Annotated in this window: 17 protein-coding genes; 14 read left to right on the top strand and 3 right to left on the bottom strand. The window is 40.2% G+C overall.

Annotated features, from left to right (window positions below; genetic code table 11):
* Positions 1–36: 36 nt before the first annotated feature.
* From AC6CH1_RS16415 to rpsI, 8 genes are all read left to right on the top strand, one after another.
* Positions 37–981 carry a DNA-directed RNA polymerase subunit alpha gene (locus AC6CH1_RS16415; protein ID WP_008406717.1) on the top strand — a complete coding sequence of 315 codons (945 nt, stop codon included), beginning with the start codon at positions 37–39 and terminating at the stop codon, positions 979–981.
* 56 nt (positions 982–1,037) lie between these two features.
* The gene (rplQ, locus tag AC6CH1_RS16410) at positions 1,038–1,415 is read left to right on the top strand and encodes a 50S ribosomal protein L17 (protein ID WP_108714263.1); all 378 of its coding nucleotides are present in this window, start codon (positions 1,038–1,040) and stop codon (positions 1,413–1,415) included.
* A gap of 441 nt (positions 1,416–1,856) precedes the next feature.
* Positions 1,857–2,702 (top strand): energy-coupling factor ABC transporter ATP-binding protein, encoded by an 846-nt coding sequence (locus AC6CH1_RS16405; protein WP_251690854.1) that lies wholly within the window; start codon positions 1,857–1,859, stop codon positions 2,700–2,702.
* Complete coding sequence (locus tag AC6CH1_RS16400) at positions 2,678–3,550, top strand: energy-coupling factor ABC transporter ATP-binding protein (protein WP_251690852.1); 873 nt, start codon at positions 2,678–2,680, stop codon at positions 3,548–3,550. The genes AC6CH1_RS16405 and AC6CH1_RS16400 overlap by 25 nt, the downstream gene beginning before the upstream one ends.
* On the top strand, positions 3,547–4,344 hold the full coding sequence (locus AC6CH1_RS16395; RefSeq protein ID WP_251690850.1) for an energy-coupling factor transporter transmembrane component T family protein: 798 nt from the start codon (positions 3,547–3,549) through the stop codon (positions 4,342–4,344). The genes AC6CH1_RS16400 and AC6CH1_RS16395 overlap by 4 nt, the downstream gene beginning before the upstream one ends.
* Positions 4,345–4,356: 12 nt before the next feature.
* A complete protein-coding gene (gene truA / locus AC6CH1_RS16390) occupies positions 4,357–5,103 on the top strand; it encodes a tRNA pseudouridine(38-40) synthase TruA (protein WP_251690848.1) in 747 nt (248 codons plus the stop codon).
* A gap of 233 nt (positions 5,104–5,336) precedes the next feature.
* The gene (gene rplM / locus AC6CH1_RS16385) at positions 5,337–5,774 is read left to right on the top strand and encodes a 50S ribosomal protein L13 (protein ID WP_251690846.1); all 438 of its coding nucleotides are present in this window, start codon (positions 5,337–5,339) and stop codon (positions 5,772–5,774) included.
* A gap of 29 nt (positions 5,775–5,803) precedes the next feature.
* Complete coding sequence (gene rpsI / locus AC6CH1_RS16380; RefSeq protein ID WP_251690844.1) at positions 5,804–6,196, top strand: 30S ribosomal protein S9; 393 nt, start codon at positions 5,804–5,806, stop codon at positions 6,194–6,196.
* 70 nt (positions 6,197–6,266) lie between these two features.
* On the opposite strand, the gene AC6CH1_RS16375 is transcribed toward rpsI, so the two are convergent.
* A complete protein-coding gene (locus AC6CH1_RS16375; RefSeq protein ID WP_498318529.1) occupies positions 6,267–7,304 on the bottom strand; it encodes a C45 family autoproteolytic acyltransferase/hydrolase in 1,038 nt (345 codons plus the stop codon).
* A gap of 166 nt (positions 7,305–7,470) precedes the next feature.
* Between AC6CH1_RS16375 and AC6CH1_RS16370 the strand changes: the two genes are divergently transcribed.
* The 5 genes from AC6CH1_RS16370 (at position 7,471) to salA (ending at position 13,229) form a co-directional block, all read left to right on the top strand.
* Positions 7,471–7,755 carry a 2-keto-3-deoxygluconate kinase gene (locus AC6CH1_RS16370; protein WP_427713758.1) on the top strand — a complete coding sequence of 95 codons (285 nt, stop codon included), beginning with the start codon at positions 7,471–7,473 and terminating at the stop codon, positions 7,753–7,755.
* Positions 7,756–7,787: 32 nt separating this feature from the next.
* Positions 7,788–9,527: an ABC transporter ATP-binding protein gene (locus tag AC6CH1_RS16365; protein ID WP_498318528.1), complete on the top strand. Its 1,740-nt coding sequence runs from the start codon at positions 7,788–7,790 to the stop codon at positions 9,525–9,527.
* The gene (locus tag AC6CH1_RS16360; RefSeq protein WP_435368086.1) at positions 9,520–11,328 is read left to right on the top strand and encodes an ABC transporter ATP-binding protein; all 1,809 of its coding nucleotides are present in this window, start codon (positions 9,520–9,522) and stop codon (positions 11,326–11,328) included. Before AC6CH1_RS16365 ends, AC6CH1_RS16360 begins: the two co-directional genes overlap by 8 nt.
* 58 nt (positions 11,329–11,386) lie before the next feature.
* Entirely contained in the window at positions 11,387–12,100 is a 714-nt protein-coding gene (locus AC6CH1_RS16355; protein WP_251690839.1) for an N-acetylmuramoyl-L-alanine amidase, read from the top strand.
* A 73-nt stretch (positions 12,101–12,173) separates the two neighbouring features.
* A complete protein-coding gene (gene salA / locus AC6CH1_RS16350; protein ID WP_251690838.1) occupies positions 12,174–13,229 on the top strand; it encodes an iron-sulfur carrier protein/transcriptional regulator SalA in 1,056 nt (351 codons plus the stop codon).
* 44 nt (positions 13,230–13,273) lie between these two features.
* On the opposite strand, the gene gerD is transcribed toward salA, so the two are convergent.
* Positions 13,274–13,891, bottom strand: coding sequence for a spore germination lipoprotein GerD (gene gerD / locus AC6CH1_RS16345; protein WP_251690837.1), 618 nt, complete (start codon positions 13,889–13,891; stop codon positions 13,274–13,276).
* A 148-nt stretch (positions 13,892–14,039) separates the two neighbouring features.
* Here gerD and AC6CH1_RS16340 point away from each other — a divergent pair, with 148 nt between their 5' ends.
* The gene (locus AC6CH1_RS16340; protein ID WP_498318525.1) at positions 14,040–14,720 is read left to right on the top strand and encodes a KinB-signaling pathway activation protein; all 681 of its coding nucleotides are present in this window, start codon (positions 14,040–14,042) and stop codon (positions 14,718–14,720) included.
* A 71-nt stretch (positions 14,721–14,791) separates the two neighbouring features.
* On the opposite strand, the gene AC6CH1_RS16335 is transcribed toward AC6CH1_RS16340, so the two are convergent.
* A complete protein-coding gene (locus AC6CH1_RS16335) occupies positions 14,792–15,436 on the bottom strand; it encodes a hypothetical protein (protein ID WP_251690835.1) in 645 nt (214 codons plus the stop codon).
* Positions 15,437–15,567 lie beyond the last annotated feature (131 nt).

Below are 15,567 nucleotides of genomic sequence, written 5' to 3'. Positions count from 1 at the left end.
CTATACATTAGATGTTTTGAAGGAGGGTAAATTGGAATGATCGAAATTGAAAAACCAAAGATTGAAACAGTGGAGATTAGCGAAGATGCCAAATACGGCAAGTTTGTTGTAGAACCGCTTGAACGCGGTTATGGTAATACTTTGGGGAATTCTCTACGTCGTATCCTTCTGTCTTCATTACCTGGAGCTGCTGTTACGTCAATTCAAATTGACGGCGTATTACACGAATTCTCAACTGTAGAAGGCGTTGTAGAAGATGTCGCTTCGATTATCTTAAACGTGAAAAAGCTGGCTTTAAAAATCTACTCTGACGAAGAAAAAGTTATTGAGATTGATGTAAAAGGTGACGGAACGGTTACTGCAGCTGACATTACACATGACAGTGATGTAGAAATTTTAAACCCAGATCTATATATCGCAACAATCGCTAAGAACGGTCATTTACGTATGCGTATGTACGCACAACGTGGCCGTGGTTATACTCCTGCTGATCAAAACAAACGTGAGGATCTTCCTATCGGCGTGATCCCGATCGACTCTATTTACACTCCAGTTTCACGCGTCAACTTCCAAGTAGAGAACACTCGTGTTGGACAAAACTCTGACTACGACAAGTTATCACTTGATGTATGGACAGATGGAAGCATCGGTCCTAAAGAGGCGATTTCACTTGGAGCGAAAATTTTAACTGAACACTTAAATATCTTCGTTGGCATGACGAACGAGGCACAAACTGCTGAAATCATGGTCGAAAAAGAAGAAGACCAAAAAGAAAAAGTATTAGAGATGACTATCGAAGAACTTGATCTTTCTGTTCGTTCTTACAACTGCTTGAAGCGTGCTGGTATCAATACTGTACTAGAATTAGCTAACAAGTCAGAAGACGATATGATGAAAGTACGTAATCTTGGTCGTAAGTCTCTTGAAGAAGTTAAGCATAAGTTAGAAGAGCTTGGTTTAGGATTACGTAAAGAAGACTAAGCGAAAAATTATAAAATTTAGCTAGATCAGATATATTTAAAAGGAGGGAAACGTCCATGGGTTACAGAAAACTTGGTCGTACAAGTTCTCAACGTAAAGCATTATTACGCGACTTAGCTACTGATTTAATCATCAACGAGCGCATCGAAACTACTGAAGCGCGCGCTAAAGAAACTCGTAAAGCTGTTGAGAAAATGATTACTTTAGGTAAACGCGGAGATTTACACGCTCGTCGTCAGGCAGCAGCATTCATCCGTCGTGAGCTAGTAACAGTTGGAGAAGGCGAAGAAGAAAAAACTGTTTTCGCACTTCAAAAATTATTTGACGATATCGCACCTCGTTATGCGGAGCGTCAAGGTGGTTACACTCGTATTCTTAAAGTAGGTCCTCGTCGTGGAGACGGCGCACCAGTAGTAATTATCGAATTAGTTTAATTCTTAATAACATACAGGTGGAAAAGGGGTGTCCGGTTCACCGGTTGAACCCGCACCCCTTTTTTATATAAACAAATTGATTTATACGACATAATTAAGCTGAGCGTTATGATGAGCGGGGTAGTAAATACTGGCGTCTCGTTTAGCTCTCCGCACCTCATTCAACGAATTTTCGGGCTTGAGCACCCGTAAATTTTGTAAATGTAACGACAAGCGCATTTCTCTGAATGAGGTGCGCGCTTTTTTATTTATGGAATTAAGGGTTGAGCCCCTAAATTCCCTATACATATGCAAACATAAAGTACGTTTAAATAGGTAGCCGTTCGCGCAAAACTTGTTTGAAAACGTGCTTTATTTTTATATAGGTATCATTTCCTGGGAAATTTAAGTTAACTAATAATATGTCATACTATAGCGAAGCAGAGGGGAGATTAGCTGCGTATGAGTGAAATTTTATCATTTAATCAAGTAACCTACTCCTATACACCGGAAGAGCCTCAAACACGCAATGCGGTAGAGGATGTTTCCTTTGTCATTAATAAAGGGGAATGGATTACGATTGTCGGTCATAACGGCTCCGGAAAATCGACAATGGCTAAATTGATGAGTGGATTACTAATGCCACAGCAAGGGGAAGTCCGTATTAAACGTGAGATCCTCACTGAAGAGAATATATGGGATATTCGTTCGCAGATAGGTATTGTCTTTCAAAATCCTGATAATCAGTTTGTAGGGGCTACTGTGCAGGATGATGTTGCCTTCTCGCTTGAAAACAATGGTGTGCCGCATGAAGAGATGGTTAAACGTGTCCATAATGCACTCAGACAAGTGAAGATGGAAGACTTTATCAACCACGAGCCTCATCATTTATCAGGCGGACAGAAACAGCGTGTTGCTATTGCTGGGGCATTGGCAATGCATCCGCAAATATTAATATTGGATGAAGCAACATCTATGCTGGATCCTCAAGGCCGTGAAGAAGTGTTAACAATCGTGGAAGCACTACGTAAAGAAATTGGTCTTACAGTACTGGCGATAACACATGACCTTGAAGAAGCTTTACTGGCAGACCGTATTATTTTTATGAATGCCGGTAAAAAATACGCAGAAGGAACGCCTGAAGAGATCTTTGCATTGGGTAATGATCTCGTACAGTTTGGTTTGGATATGCCATTTGCGATGAAAATGACGAAGCTGCTGCAAGCACAAGGTGTACATCTTGTAGGACAACATATGACAGAAGAAGAGCTGGTGAATGACTTATGGACATCCAACTTCAACAAGTAAGCTATGCCTATGCAAAAGGCACTCCATTTGAAAAACAAGCTTTACATGAGGTTGACTTAACAATTAAAAGTGGAACTTTTCAGGCGATTATCGGACATACCGGTTCAGGAAAATCCACAATCCTCCTTCACTTCAACGGTTTATTAAAACCTTCGAGCGGTACCGTAAAAATCGGAGACCGAATGATTGAAGCCGGAAAAAAGGCAAAGGACTTAAAAGCAGTACGTCAAAAGGTAGGCATCGTATTTCAGTTTCCTGAGCACCAGCTTTTTGAGGAGACCGTATTAAAGGATATTATGTTTGGTCCGATGAATTTTGGGGTGTCTGAAGAAGAAGCGGAAAAACGGGCGCGTGAGCTAATCCCATTAGTAGGGTTGCCGGAAGAAATATTGGACAAGTCCCCATTTGACCTATCTGGTGGTCAAATGCGCCGTGTTGCCATTGCTGGGGTATTGGCAATGGATCCTGAAGTGATCGTTTTAGATGAGCCAACAGCGGGTCTTGATCCACGTGGCCAAAAGGAAATTATGGACTTATTTTATAAGCTACATAAAGAGCGCGGTTTAACTACGATCCTTGTTACACATAGTATGGAAGATGCAGCACGCTATGCAGATGCGGTTGCTATTATGCATGAGGGACGCTGTGTGTTAACTGGAGATCCGCGTACTATTTTCAGCGATCATCAAACGCTTGCCCAATTCCGTCTGGAGCCGCCACGTATTGTTCGCTTTCAGCATCAGATCGAGAAGATGATGGGGAAACCGTTAGCGAAAGTATGCTTAACTGAAGAAGAGTTTGCCGTAGAAATTGGACAGGCAATTCCAAAGGGGCGTGAACAGCAATGATGGAAAAAATGATTTTTGGGCGCTATATACCCGGTAATTCATTTGTGCATAAGCTTGATCCGCGTTCAAAGCTGCTTTTTGTTTTTGCATTTATTATCGTAGTCTTTTTTGCTAATAATGTAGTGACCTATGCGCTGCTTTTGGCGTTTACATTACTCGTTATTTTACTATCGAGAATCCGCCTTTATTTCTTAATCAACGGTTTAAAACCCGTCATATTTTTAATGCTTTTCACTTTGATTTTGCATTTGTTTATGACGAGGGAAGGACCTGTATTAGTTGATCTTGGCTTTATGAAAATATACGAAGAAGGTTTACGACAAGGGATGTTCATATCAATGCGCTTTTTAATGCTTGTATTTATGACATCGATCTTAACGTTAACTACTTCCCCTATATCAATTACGGACGGTCTGGAAGTACTGCTCAATCCGTTTAAAAAGTTAAAGCTGCCTGTTCACGAGCTTGCATTAATGATGTCGATTTCTTTACGTTTCATTCCAACATTAATGGATGAGACGGATAAGATTATGAAAGCGCAGATGGCCCGTGGTTCGGATTTAAGTGCAGGACCAATAAAAGATCGTTTAAAGGCGGTCGTACCATTGTTAGTACCGCTCTTTGTCAGTGCATTTAAACGTGCGGAAGATTTAGCTACTGCGATGGAAGTGCGAGGCTACCGCGGGGGTGAAGGACGCACGAAATACCGTCAGTTAAAATGGATGGGAAGAGATACGGCTATTTTGGTCGTACTTGTATTATTGGGCTTCCTGTTATGGATGCTGCGCAGTTAGAGGAGTAAAGATATGGTGAGATTAAAAGCAACGATTAGCTATGACGGTACTGGTTTTGCCGGCTATCAAGTACAGCCGGGTGAGCGTACAGTACAGCTTGAAATCGAAAAAGTATTAACAACAATGCATAAAGGGACACACGTTAAAATTACAGCAAGCGGCCGTACAGATGCGCGGGTTCATGCAACTGGACAGGTTATACATTTTGATACCGCTCTTGCAATCCCACCTGAAAAATTTCAAAAAGCATTAAATGTCCAATTGCCGCGTGATATTCGTGTACTTCATATGGAGCAAGTAAGGGAAGACTTTCATGCCCGCTATGATGTATCAGGCAAGCGTTATCGGTATATTTGGGATTGCAGCGCTGTTCAAAGCCCGTTTAGAAGGCATTATACAGTCGAGACAGGTGGAGTGAAGCCGAATGTAGAGGCAATGCGTGAAGCAGCACAAGCAATTGTCGGGACACATGACTTCAGCTGCTTTTGCGCGGCAAATACGAGTGTTGTAGATAAAGTGCGTACGGTTGAAGCACTGGAGCTTTCCTGGCAGGGGGAAGAATTGCATATGACTATCAGCGGCAACGGCTTTTTATATAATATGGTACGGATTATTGCAGGGACATTGTGGGAAGTAGGCATCGGTCGAAGAGAAGCATCATCACTGGAAAAAACGATTGCTTCGATGGACCGTGCACAAGCAGGTAAAACAGCACCAGCACATGGTCTATATTTAGAACAAGTTTTTTATCAAGATTAATAAAATTTTTTTGGGAAAGTTTCTCTTTTCACTTCAAAATCCTAGAGAAATAGGCTTGTGAAAAGGGTTAACAACCTCTCCTGGTGTTCAATTAAATATCTTGACTTTAAACGCGATCCAGTATATGATGATGTATGGTATTTTCATTACCACCACAATAATAAGCCCCGAAACTTATAAAGTGTATATAATGAAAAATAACGGTAATTCATATCGATTAGGAGGATACAAACATGCGCACAACTTTCATGGCTAAAGGTCAAGAAGTAGAACGTAAATGGTTAGTAGTTGACGCAGAAGGCCAAACGTTAGGTCGTTTAGCTTCTGAAGTAGCTTCTATCTTACGCGGTAAACATAAACCAACTTTCACACCAAACGTTGATACAGGAGATCATGTGATCATCATCAACGCTGATAAAATTGAGTTAACAGGTAACAAATTACAAAAGAAAATTTACTACCGTCACACTCAATTCTCTGGTGGTTTAAAACAACGTACAGCTGGTGAAATGAAGGAAAAATACCCAACTCAAATGCTTGAGTTAGCAATTAAAGGTATGCTTCCAAAGAACTCTTTAGGTCGTCAAATGTTCTCTAAATTGAACGTTTACACTGGTTCTGAACACCCACATGCTGCACAAAAACCAGAAGCTTACGAGTTACGTGGTTAATCAATAAACTATAATAGGAGGAAATAACTTTGGCACAAGTACAATACATCGGCACAGGTCGCCGTAAAAGCTCAACTGCTCGCGTACGTTTAGTACCAGGCGAAGGTAAAGTAGTAATCAACAACCGTGATGTTTCAGATTACCTACCATACGAAACTTTACACTTAATTATCAACCAACCATTAGTAGCTACAGAAACTAAAGGTTCATATGACGTTCACGTTAACGTAAACGGTGGTGGATTCACAGGTCAAGCTGGAGCAATCCGTCACGGTATCGCACGTGCATTATTACAAGTTGATCCAGACTTCCGCCCAGCTTTAAAATCAGCGGGTCTATTAACTCGTGATTCACGTATGAAAGAGCGTAAAAAACCAGGTCTACGCGGCGCTCGTCGTGCACCTCAGTTCTCAAAACGTTAATCTTTACGATTACTATTTTGCGAAATTACAAAACCCTTTCTTGGAATTTTTCCGAGAAAGGGTTTTTTCATTATTCATTTGCAAAGCCGTTTGTTGCATGAAGTTTGCCTTTAATTTTTGAGAGAGGCAGGTGAGTTCCACTTAGCCACGCTTTAAAATCAAACACTACAGGCAACGCATCCCCACCTAAAGCAAAAATACATTTACCTTCAGCTGGTACATAGCCAACCGTATGAAGTGTACCATCCCATGCTCCGTATTTTGTCGCAAAGACACCATTTTCGATACCATTCATTAATTTAAACGCACTTTCAAAAGTAAGCGGATTTGCCTGGGCATTCGAAATAATGTGTTCACGCGATAAGGAATCCTCCGTTCGATACCGATTTTCGTCTGTCAGGACTTTAAAGTGATTCGTGCAGGCAGTTGCGTCCCGTACGGCTACATTGCGTGGAGATGCTTCTACTGCCACCATCGTTTGCTCCGCATCCAGTAATACATAATTAAATGAATGCTTATGGGGAATATTTTTTAGTAATGAAATTCCCTCTTCAACAGTTGCGCAACGCTCCAGTAAAAGACGCCCGATCATATTGCATACAAAGCCATCCGCACTGTTTTTCGTATTTACAAAGTTATAACCAACAACGAGTCCTTTTTCATTCATTCCATCCATGCGCCCTGTAATTTGCATGGAAGGTCCGAGTGTCGCGTAGCCACCGTCAGTTGGTTCATATAACACAAAACGTCCATCATAGCTTTCGGGGTCATTGTCATAGTTGCGGATCATATAAGAAGGACTTGTCGTAATAGAACATCCGCTTTTTTTGTGTGCGGCATAATATCCACCATAATGAAGTAAAGCCTGTTCTTCCTTATAACCAAGTGTATAAGCGAGGCCTTCAATTTCCTCTTCAATTCCTGGACCGAAACGTGCTAAAAGTTGTTTAACATATGATTTATCTATAGAAAATCTATGATCCAATTTTTTATAAAGTTCTTCTCTATTAGAAAGCAGAGGAGAATTCTTTAAAAGCTCTCCCTGATATATACCAAACTCATAATGCGATCCTCTAAATTGTATAATATCGCTCGTCACATTTTTCATTTTATGTACCCCTTTAATAAAACTGCTTTTTTTCATAGTAACGATAATTAATGGACAAACAAAATAAAAGGGTTTGAGAAAAGTACTTCTCCTAAATACTTTGTCCACAGTAGTATTTTTGTATACATTAGTATACAATAGTATTCAAAAAGGGTGGGTGAAAAATGTGAGATCAGAAGGTAGAGGGAGACCTCGAGGAGAAGGAGAGCATGGTAATCGCCGTTCAAAGGGTGCCCAAACTTTCAGGCGCGGGCGTGCGCTGGAGTTTTACCGTCAACTCGAAACGAAACGTTCAACATTGAAACAACAGCTGGAGTCTGCCGAGTTGCAATCGATTCATCCTGTAATTGCTGGAGAACTGAAAGCGACCGAAGCAATTATGAATGATTTTGTAGGCTTGTTTCAGTTGAATGAATTATTGGAAGAAACACAGGCAACAGAAGAGGAATAATTTTTCACAATATAAGGAAGTGAACTTGTTTAATGCAGGCAGTATGGAAACTCTCAAAATATATTAAGCCATATATACTATTTGCGATCATCGCTCCCGTAATGATGGTTATTGAGGTAAGCATGGATTTACTGCAGCCTACAATATTACAGCATATTATCGATGAGGGGATTGCTCAAAATGATACGTCATATATTGTGAAAATGTTTGGGCTAATGATAGCGACATCCGTAATCGGCTTAATTGGCGGGATAGGGTGTTCGATTTATGCATCACGGACGGCCGTTAACTTTTCAACCGATCTACGTCATGATTTATATGAAACGATTACGTATTTTTCAAATAGCAGTAAAGATAAATTTACGCTCGGAAAGCTTGTTACGAATTTAACAAGTGATATGGAAATGCTTCAGCGTGCACTAACGATGTTATTAAAAATATTTGTCCGTGGACCAATGATGTTTATCGGGGCCATTGTCATTGTCTTTATTACAGCGCGCGAGTTATTTCCGATTTTGTTGATCGTTGTGCCGATTTTGGCATTTTGCATGTACTATTTTACAGCACTATCCGGCAAGCTTTTTCATAAAGTGCAAAAGGTTGTCGATGTTGTAAACACGAAAGTCCAGGAAAACTTGGCAGGTATTCGGGTCATTAAGGCTTACAACCGGAAAAATCATCAAATTGAGCAGTTTACCGGAGTAAACACACAGCTGATGAAGCGCAGTATGGCAGCCGATCAAATTATAGGCGTACTTGGGCCGCTTACGATGTTTGTCGTGAATTTAGGTATTGTAGCAGCACTTTGGATGGGTGCGATCAAAGTAGATAACAATACCTTACAAGTGGGGGTTATTCTTGCCTTTATCAACTATTTAATGATGGTCATGCAAGGGCTGATGAGTTCTTCAATGGTACTTGTACAGCTGGCACGTGCGATACCAAGCGCGGGGCGAATCGTAGAAGTGCTGGAAGAGAAAACAGACTTAACAAGTCCATCTGAACCAGAGACGAAAGAAATTCAGGGAAGTATTAGTTTCGAAAATGTAAACTTCTCCTATTTAAAAGAAACAGAATCGGTATTGAAAAACATTAGCTTCCACGCGAATGCGGGAGAAACGGTCGGCATTATCGGAATGACAGGTAGCGGGAAATCGACATTAGTTAAAATGATTCCCCGCCTGTTTGATCCTGACAGTGGTGTCGTAAAAATTGACGGGTTACCGATCGAGAACTATTCATTGGAACATTTACGCCAGTCGATCGGTTTTGCGCCACAAAAAGCGACATTGTTTTCGAAAAAGATTGCCGACAACTTACGCTACGGAAAATCCGATGCAACGTCAGAGGAAATTTTACAGGCATTGCAATCAGCAAACGCGAAGGAATTTATCGACAAACTGGATGCAGGGACAGAACATTTGCTCACACAAGGGGCGACAAACTTGTCCGGTGGGCAAAAGCAGCGTTTGGCAATGGCGAGATCCTTTATCCGGAAACCGAGTATTTTAATTTTAGATGATGTGACAAGTGCGGTTGACAGTATTTCTGAAAAAACAATTCAACGTGCGATTGAAGAACAGTTCAGTGATGCCACAAAAGTAATTGTTTCGTCCAAAATCTCTTCCATTCGTCATGCCAATCAAATACTTGTAATGGACGACGGGAAAATTGCTGCACAAGGAACACATGAGCAACTATTGCAGGAAAGTATATTGTATCAAGAAATGGCAAAAACACAGGCAGAAAAAGGGGTGACCTTAAGTGAATAAACAACAAGGGGAACCGCCTGTACCAATGAGACATCCAGGGGGGCGCTTTACAGGTCCGGTTGTGAAGCCAAAAAATCAAAAAGAAACATTGCTTCGTATTTGGAGCTATTTACGCGTGCAAAAGGTAGAACTGATTAGTGTTGTTATTTTCGTTATTATTAGTACATTGTTAAGCTTAGTCGGCCCATTTTTAATCGGGAAAATAATCGATGATTATATTGTGAAGCTTGATGTTCCAGGGGCGATTCGGATGGCACTTATTTTAGCCGGTGTCTATATCGCGTCGTCTGTACTCACTTGGCTTCAAACCTTTGTCATGATACGTGTTTCACAGAAGACAATTCGCCGGTTGCGACAACAGCTGTTTGAGCAGTATCAGTCATTGCCGCTCGCCTTTTACGATAAAAAGCAGCAAGGCGATTTAATGAGCCGGATGACAAATGATATCGAAAATTTAAATGCGGCATTGTCACAAAGTGTTATACAAATTGTTTCAAGTTTTTTAACGATAATCGGAACGGCCTTTGCACTCTTTTATTTAGATTGGCGATTAGCGCTAGTAACGCTCATCATTATCCCGCTCATCGTATATGCGACAAAGCAGATTATTAAGCGAAGCAGCGTAAACTATAAGGCGCGTCAACGGGATTTGGGTAATTTGAATGGTTATATTGAAGAAACCATTTCGAACGCGGATATTATCACACTTTTCGGTCAGGAAAATACAACGCTCGCGGAGTTTAAAGAAGCCAATGAGCGATTGCGCGGTTCAGCAATGCGAGCCGATATTATTTCTGGTTTCATGGGTCCAATCAATAACTTTATGAACAACTTAGGTTTAAGTCTTGTAATAGGTGTTGGTGCAATCATGGCTATAACAAGCGGACTTACAATCGGTGTAATTGCATCATTTGTTACGTATACCCGTCAGTTTTTCCGACCGATCAATCAGCTATCGAACTTGCTCAATACATTCCAATCGGCTATTGCGGGTTCCGAACGTGTTTTTGAAGTGCTGGATGAAGCAAAAGAAGTAGCGGATATTGAAAATGCAAAAGAGAAAGAACAGTATAGTGGTGATGTAAAGTTCGAAAACGTTCAGTTTGCTTATGAAACGGGCAAGACTGTATTACACGGAATTGATTTTGAAGCAAAAACGGGAGAGACAATTGCCATTGTTGGTCCGACTGGTTCAGGGAAGACGACAATCATTCAGCTATTAACCCGATTTTATGATGCGACAGGCGGCCGGATTTTATTGGACGGCGAACCAATTGAACATTACAAGATGACGAATGTTCGGGATCATGTCGGAGTCGTACTGCAGGATACGTACTTGTTTTCAGGAACAGTACGTGAGAATATTCGTTTCGGTAAGCTCCATGCAACGGATGATGAAGTTGAACAAGCGGCAAAAATTGCATATGCACATAATTTTATAAAGTATTTGCCTGAACAGTACGATACTGTGCTGACAAGCGGGGGCTTAAATTTAAGTCAGGGGCAGCGTCAGCTTATAGCGATTGCCCGTGCCATTCTAGAAGATCCCGACATCTTAATTTTGGATGAAGCAACTTCAAGTGTTGATACGATGACAGAAGTGCATATTCAAAAAGGCTTGAACAACTTGATGGAAGGGCGTACGAGTTTTGTCATTGCACACCGTCTTAAAACGATTGAAAATGCAGACCAGATTCTTGTCATTAAAGATGGCCGGATTTTAGAACAAGGAAATCATCATTCTTTAATGAATAAACAAGGTTTTTATGCAACATTACAACGTCAGCTTTTGTCTCAATGATGAGGTGAATATTCCACCGTCCTTTTGCGTATAGTAGGCAAAAAGGACGGTGTTTTTTTTGAAACGTTGGCTTGCACTCATATTCGTAATTTTTTGTTCGATGCTTGTCGTTGTATATGAAACGAACGCATCCGACCGGCGATTTTTTTTACCCGAGCCATTAGGTGGGGTAAAGATTGTATTAGATGCTGGTCATGGAGGAGTTGATGGTGGTGCTTCAAATGGAGAGGTAATCGAAAAAGATGTGACACTGGCAATTACAAAAAAAGTAGCTCGTCAATTGACACGTTTAGGGGCAGAAGTAGTATTAACACGTTCAACAGATGGGGATGTATTAAGTGAACATGCACCAAGTGAGACATTTCCTACACTTCGTGAGCGTAAAAAACAGGACATTTTTTTACGTGAAACGTTAGTAGAATCACAGGAACCGGATCTATTCATTACGATTCATGCAAATGCAATCCCAAATAGCAAGTGGAGAGGCGCGCAAGTGTTTTACCATCACACTGGACACGAGAAAAGCCAGGCACTCGCACAGGCTGTTCAGCAATCAATTCGAGAGACGATGGAAAATACTGAACGCGAAGCTCTGGCAATTAAAAATGTTTATTTATTAAAGAAAATCGAAAAACCGGCTGTATTGGTAGAAACAGGTTTCTTAAGCAATGAGGAAGAGCGTGATTTACTGGCAAATGACAGCTATCAGGAAAAAATGGCATTTGCGATTGCGCGCGGCATTGAAAATTATATTCATGTAAAATACGAGTAGGCAACATGTAATAACAATACGAATCGATTATGATATACTAACAATTGTAATTTCATTCAGGGGAGTGTTTGATATGTTAAATGAGGAACAAGTCCGAGAACTATTAGGAGAACTACAAGATCCGTTTTTACATAAATCACTAGCAGAAACAAAAGGTGTAACAAACGTTTCGATTAAAGCAGAAAAAGCGCACGTAAGTGTTCGTATTGCAATTGCAAAAACTAATACGCCTGAACAAATGACACTTCAAATGAAAATTGTTGAAGTGTTAAAAGAAAATGGCGCGGCTTCCGTTGGGATTCGTTTTGAAGAGCTACCGGCAGAAGTACTGCAATCATTCCGTGGACAAGCGACCGAAGCAGAAGCACAAGATATTTTATCACCTTTATCAAGCGTACAATTTATTTCAATTGCATCAGGTAAAGGCGGAGTAGGGAAATCGACGGTATCTGTAAATATGGCAGTTGCACTAGCACGCCTAGGCAAAAAAGTAGGTTTAATCGATGCTGATATTTATGGTTTCTCTGTACCGGACATGATGGGTGTAACAGAAATGCCGGTCGTAAAGGATGACCGTATTTATCCGGTGGAGCGTCTTGGTGTAAAAGTTATCTCTATGGGATTCTTCGTTGAAAACAATGCACCAATCGTATGGCGCGGACCGATGCTTGGGAAAGTATTGGACCAGTTCTTCCGCGATGTAGATTGGGGCGATTTAGACTATTTACTATTAGATTTACCACCAGGAACAGGAGACGTAGCTCTTGATATTCACCAAATGCTGCCGTCTTCAAAAGAGATTGTTGTGACAACACCTCACCCGACAGCCGCTTTCGTAGCAGCCCGTGCAGGTGCGATGGCATTACAAACAAATCATGAAATCCTAGGTGTTATTGAGAATATGGCTTGGTATGAAAGCAAATCAGGCGAAAAAGAATTTGTATTTGGTCAAGGCGGCGGTCCGAAGCTAGCTGATGAACTGCGCACAAAATTACTTGGTCAAATTCCGTTAGGACAACCAGATTGGACAGAGGAAGACTTCGCACCTTCTGTATATGCAGAATCGCATCCAACAGGTAAAATCTATTTACAAATTGCTGAAGAAATTATTTCAGAATTAAATAAATAACAAAAAAACAACCAGTTGTCCCAATGAGACGACTGGTTGTTTTTTTATGAGCCTCCACCGCTGTCTTTACCGCCGCCGCTATCCTTCCCTGAGCCAGATCCGGATTCAGACCCCGAACCAGAATCCTTCTCGGATGAAGCTTCACCGCTTTTCTTAATGAGCTCCTGCCATTTTGTCTGCATAAGCGGATTTTCGATTGTTTCCATTACGATTTTCTCCAGCTCTTTTCGCATAACAGCACCTTTCATAATGTTTTCAAGCTGCTTTTGCATATCCGGCTGACCGAAGAAAGACGTAAGAGATTCTTGGTAACTCGCGTCATTCAGTAGGTTTTTCATTAAATCTTCCTGCTGATCCTGCATACTTTTTGCGAATGTTTCTTTAAATTTCGGGTCTTCGAATGTTTTAATCCAAAAATCCATTGCATCTTTTGATAACATTGTCTCTTCAGTCGCTTTTTTAACTTCTTCGGTATTTAAAATAAGCAACTCCCGAAAATTCTTATCTTCAAACATTTGGCGAATTGCTTTTTTCCCATCCTCTGTCTGAATGGCATCGACCATAATTTTCTTTACTTCATCATAAGATAATGTCGTCGATTTGGCATCATTACAACCGGCAAGGAGAATGAGGGAAAAGGCTAATATGATTAAACGTTTCACTTTTCTCACGTCCTTTCTTCATTTATGCGCTTTCGCTTATTGTTCACAATTTTACTGATTATATGTAACATCTTTTAAGAGAGGTCGCTTTTTTCAAATCAAATTGATAAAATATACAAGATATATTAAAAAATGGGGGAATTTGTTCGTGACGATACGAAACTGGGTGAAGTTTGCTTTTTGGGCATTAGTAATCGGTGGTTTAGTTAATGCAGTTGCCTCGTTAATTATTCGTTGGGACTTTTACCAGCCATACTTAGCGAATGGGGAAATCTCAGAATTTCTTGCTGCATTAGTTTGGAATATCGTATTAGGGATGACGATGAGTGTAATGGCACAAGCAGGCTTTTTCGCTTATTTAACATTACATCAAGTCGGGGTCAATATATTTAGAACGTTAACACTTTGGAATTGGATTCAAATCTTATTAATAATTACCGTGTTAGTGGATATTATTGTTTTCCGTTTTGCACCAGGAGCAAATGCGGCTGGAGATTGGGTTTTTTATGGCTTCTTGCTTGCAGTATTAGTCGGTACGGCTATATGGACAGCAATTAAAAAAATTAAAATGACACAAAAACCGCATGTGTTGATCTCAACATTGTTTTTCATGATTGTTATTACATCATTGGAATGGATCATTGCTTTAATGGGAAGACAAGATAATATTGATGTATATGTCGCACTATTATTATTCCCATTAGTAGCCGTTAATGCGTACCAAATTTTAATGCTGCCAAAATACAATGCACAATCAGAAGAAGATCGAAAACGATTGGAAGAGCGTCGCAAAGCGCGAAAAGAAACAACTAAAACTGTAAAAGCATAAAAAAAGGGCGATCACAGAAATGAAAAATTTCGTGTCAGCCCTTTTTTAGTTATATAGTAGATTCCTCAAACTTAAGGATAACGCTTTGTAGAAATTTCATAGCCAAATATATTTTGTTCAATAGATAGGAAATTATGCGCTTTTATAAATTTATTAATATCTTCAAAAGAAACTTCCTTGTCTCGATGGAGAGGAATACTTACAAATGAACCTTCAGGAATTTTGCTTTCTTCTATAGGAAACGTATAAGTCGGAGCAACGATGTTGATTCCCAGCTCATGCAAAGCAGTTTGCATGGAAGTATCGACTTTATAATCGGCGGTCGCAAACCAAAGTGGTTTTTTGTAAAACGTTTTCTCATAGATTGCAATTTCTTTTTTTAATAGATTCTTATCTTCGTATTGATCACTATTAGAACCAAGCAATCCGACACGAATATTTTTTTCCCTCAGCATCTTTACCAATTCGGGACTTCGTAACAACCAGTCACTATCAGCCAAGATTAGCGGATATGGTTCACGAAGATTTGTAACCCAGTCCTCAAAACCTTTATGGGAATAACTTAACTCAATGATTAAACTTTGCCCAAACTGACCTTTTGTGATGACTGCAGGGGCTTCTGTTAATTGAAATACAGGGGAAATACTATTTTTATCATCAAAATAAATAAAAACTAAAAATAAGCATAAAACCAGTGATACCAACGTTTTGTACATGCTTTACTACCCACTTTCAATTAGTTTTAAACAAGATTATATAAAAAACTTATGAAAAAGTGTTGACGGATATAACAAGGGGGTGATACTATAAGTAGGTCGCCAAGAGATGAAGCGACAAACGAAACACA

The sequence above is a fragment of the Solibacillus sp. GQ1 genome, assembly GCF_059758555.1.
The sequence above is the reverse complement of the archived record's forward strand: the minus strand, read 5'-3'. Positions and strand labels throughout refer to the sequence as shown.

Coding starts and splice junctions, on each gene's coding strand:
- salA (WP_251690838.1), top strand. CDS start 12,174: ATGTTAAATGAGGAACAAGTCCGAGAACTATTAGGAGAACTACAAGAT.
- AC6CH1_RS16395 (WP_251690850.1), top strand. CDS start 3,547: ATGATGGAAAAAATGATTTTTGGGCGCTATATACCCGGTAATTCATTT.
- AC6CH1_RS16365 (WP_498318528.1), top strand. CDS start 7,788: ATGCAGGCAGTATGGAAACTCTCAAAATATATTAAGCCATATATACTA.
- AC6CH1_RS16335 (WP_251690835.1), bottom strand. CDS start 15,436: ATGTACAAAACGTTGGTATCACTGGTTTTATGCTTATTTTTAGTTTTT.
- rplQ (WP_108714263.1), top strand. CDS start 1,038: ATGGGTTACAGAAAACTTGGTCGTACAAGTTCTCAACGTAAAGCATTA.
- AC6CH1_RS16415 (WP_008406717.1), top strand. CDS start 37: ATGATCGAAATTGAAAAACCAAAGATTGAAACAGTGGAGATTAGCGAA.
- rplM (WP_251690846.1), top strand. CDS start 5,337: ATGCGCACAACTTTCATGGCTAAAGGTCAAGAAGTAGAACGTAAATGG.
- AC6CH1_RS16405 (WP_251690854.1), top strand. CDS start 1,857: ATGAGTGAAATTTTATCATTTAATCAAGTAACCTACTCCTATACACCG.
- AC6CH1_RS16375 (WP_498318529.1), bottom strand. CDS start 7,304: ATGAAAAATGTGACGAGCGATATTATACAATTTAGAGGATCGCATTAT.
- AC6CH1_RS16400 (WP_251690852.1), top strand. CDS start 2,678: ATGGACATCCAACTTCAACAAGTAAGCTATGCCTATGCAAAAGGCACT.
- truA (WP_251690848.1), top strand. CDS start 4,357: ATGGTGAGATTAAAAGCAACGATTAGCTATGACGGTACTGGTTTTGCC.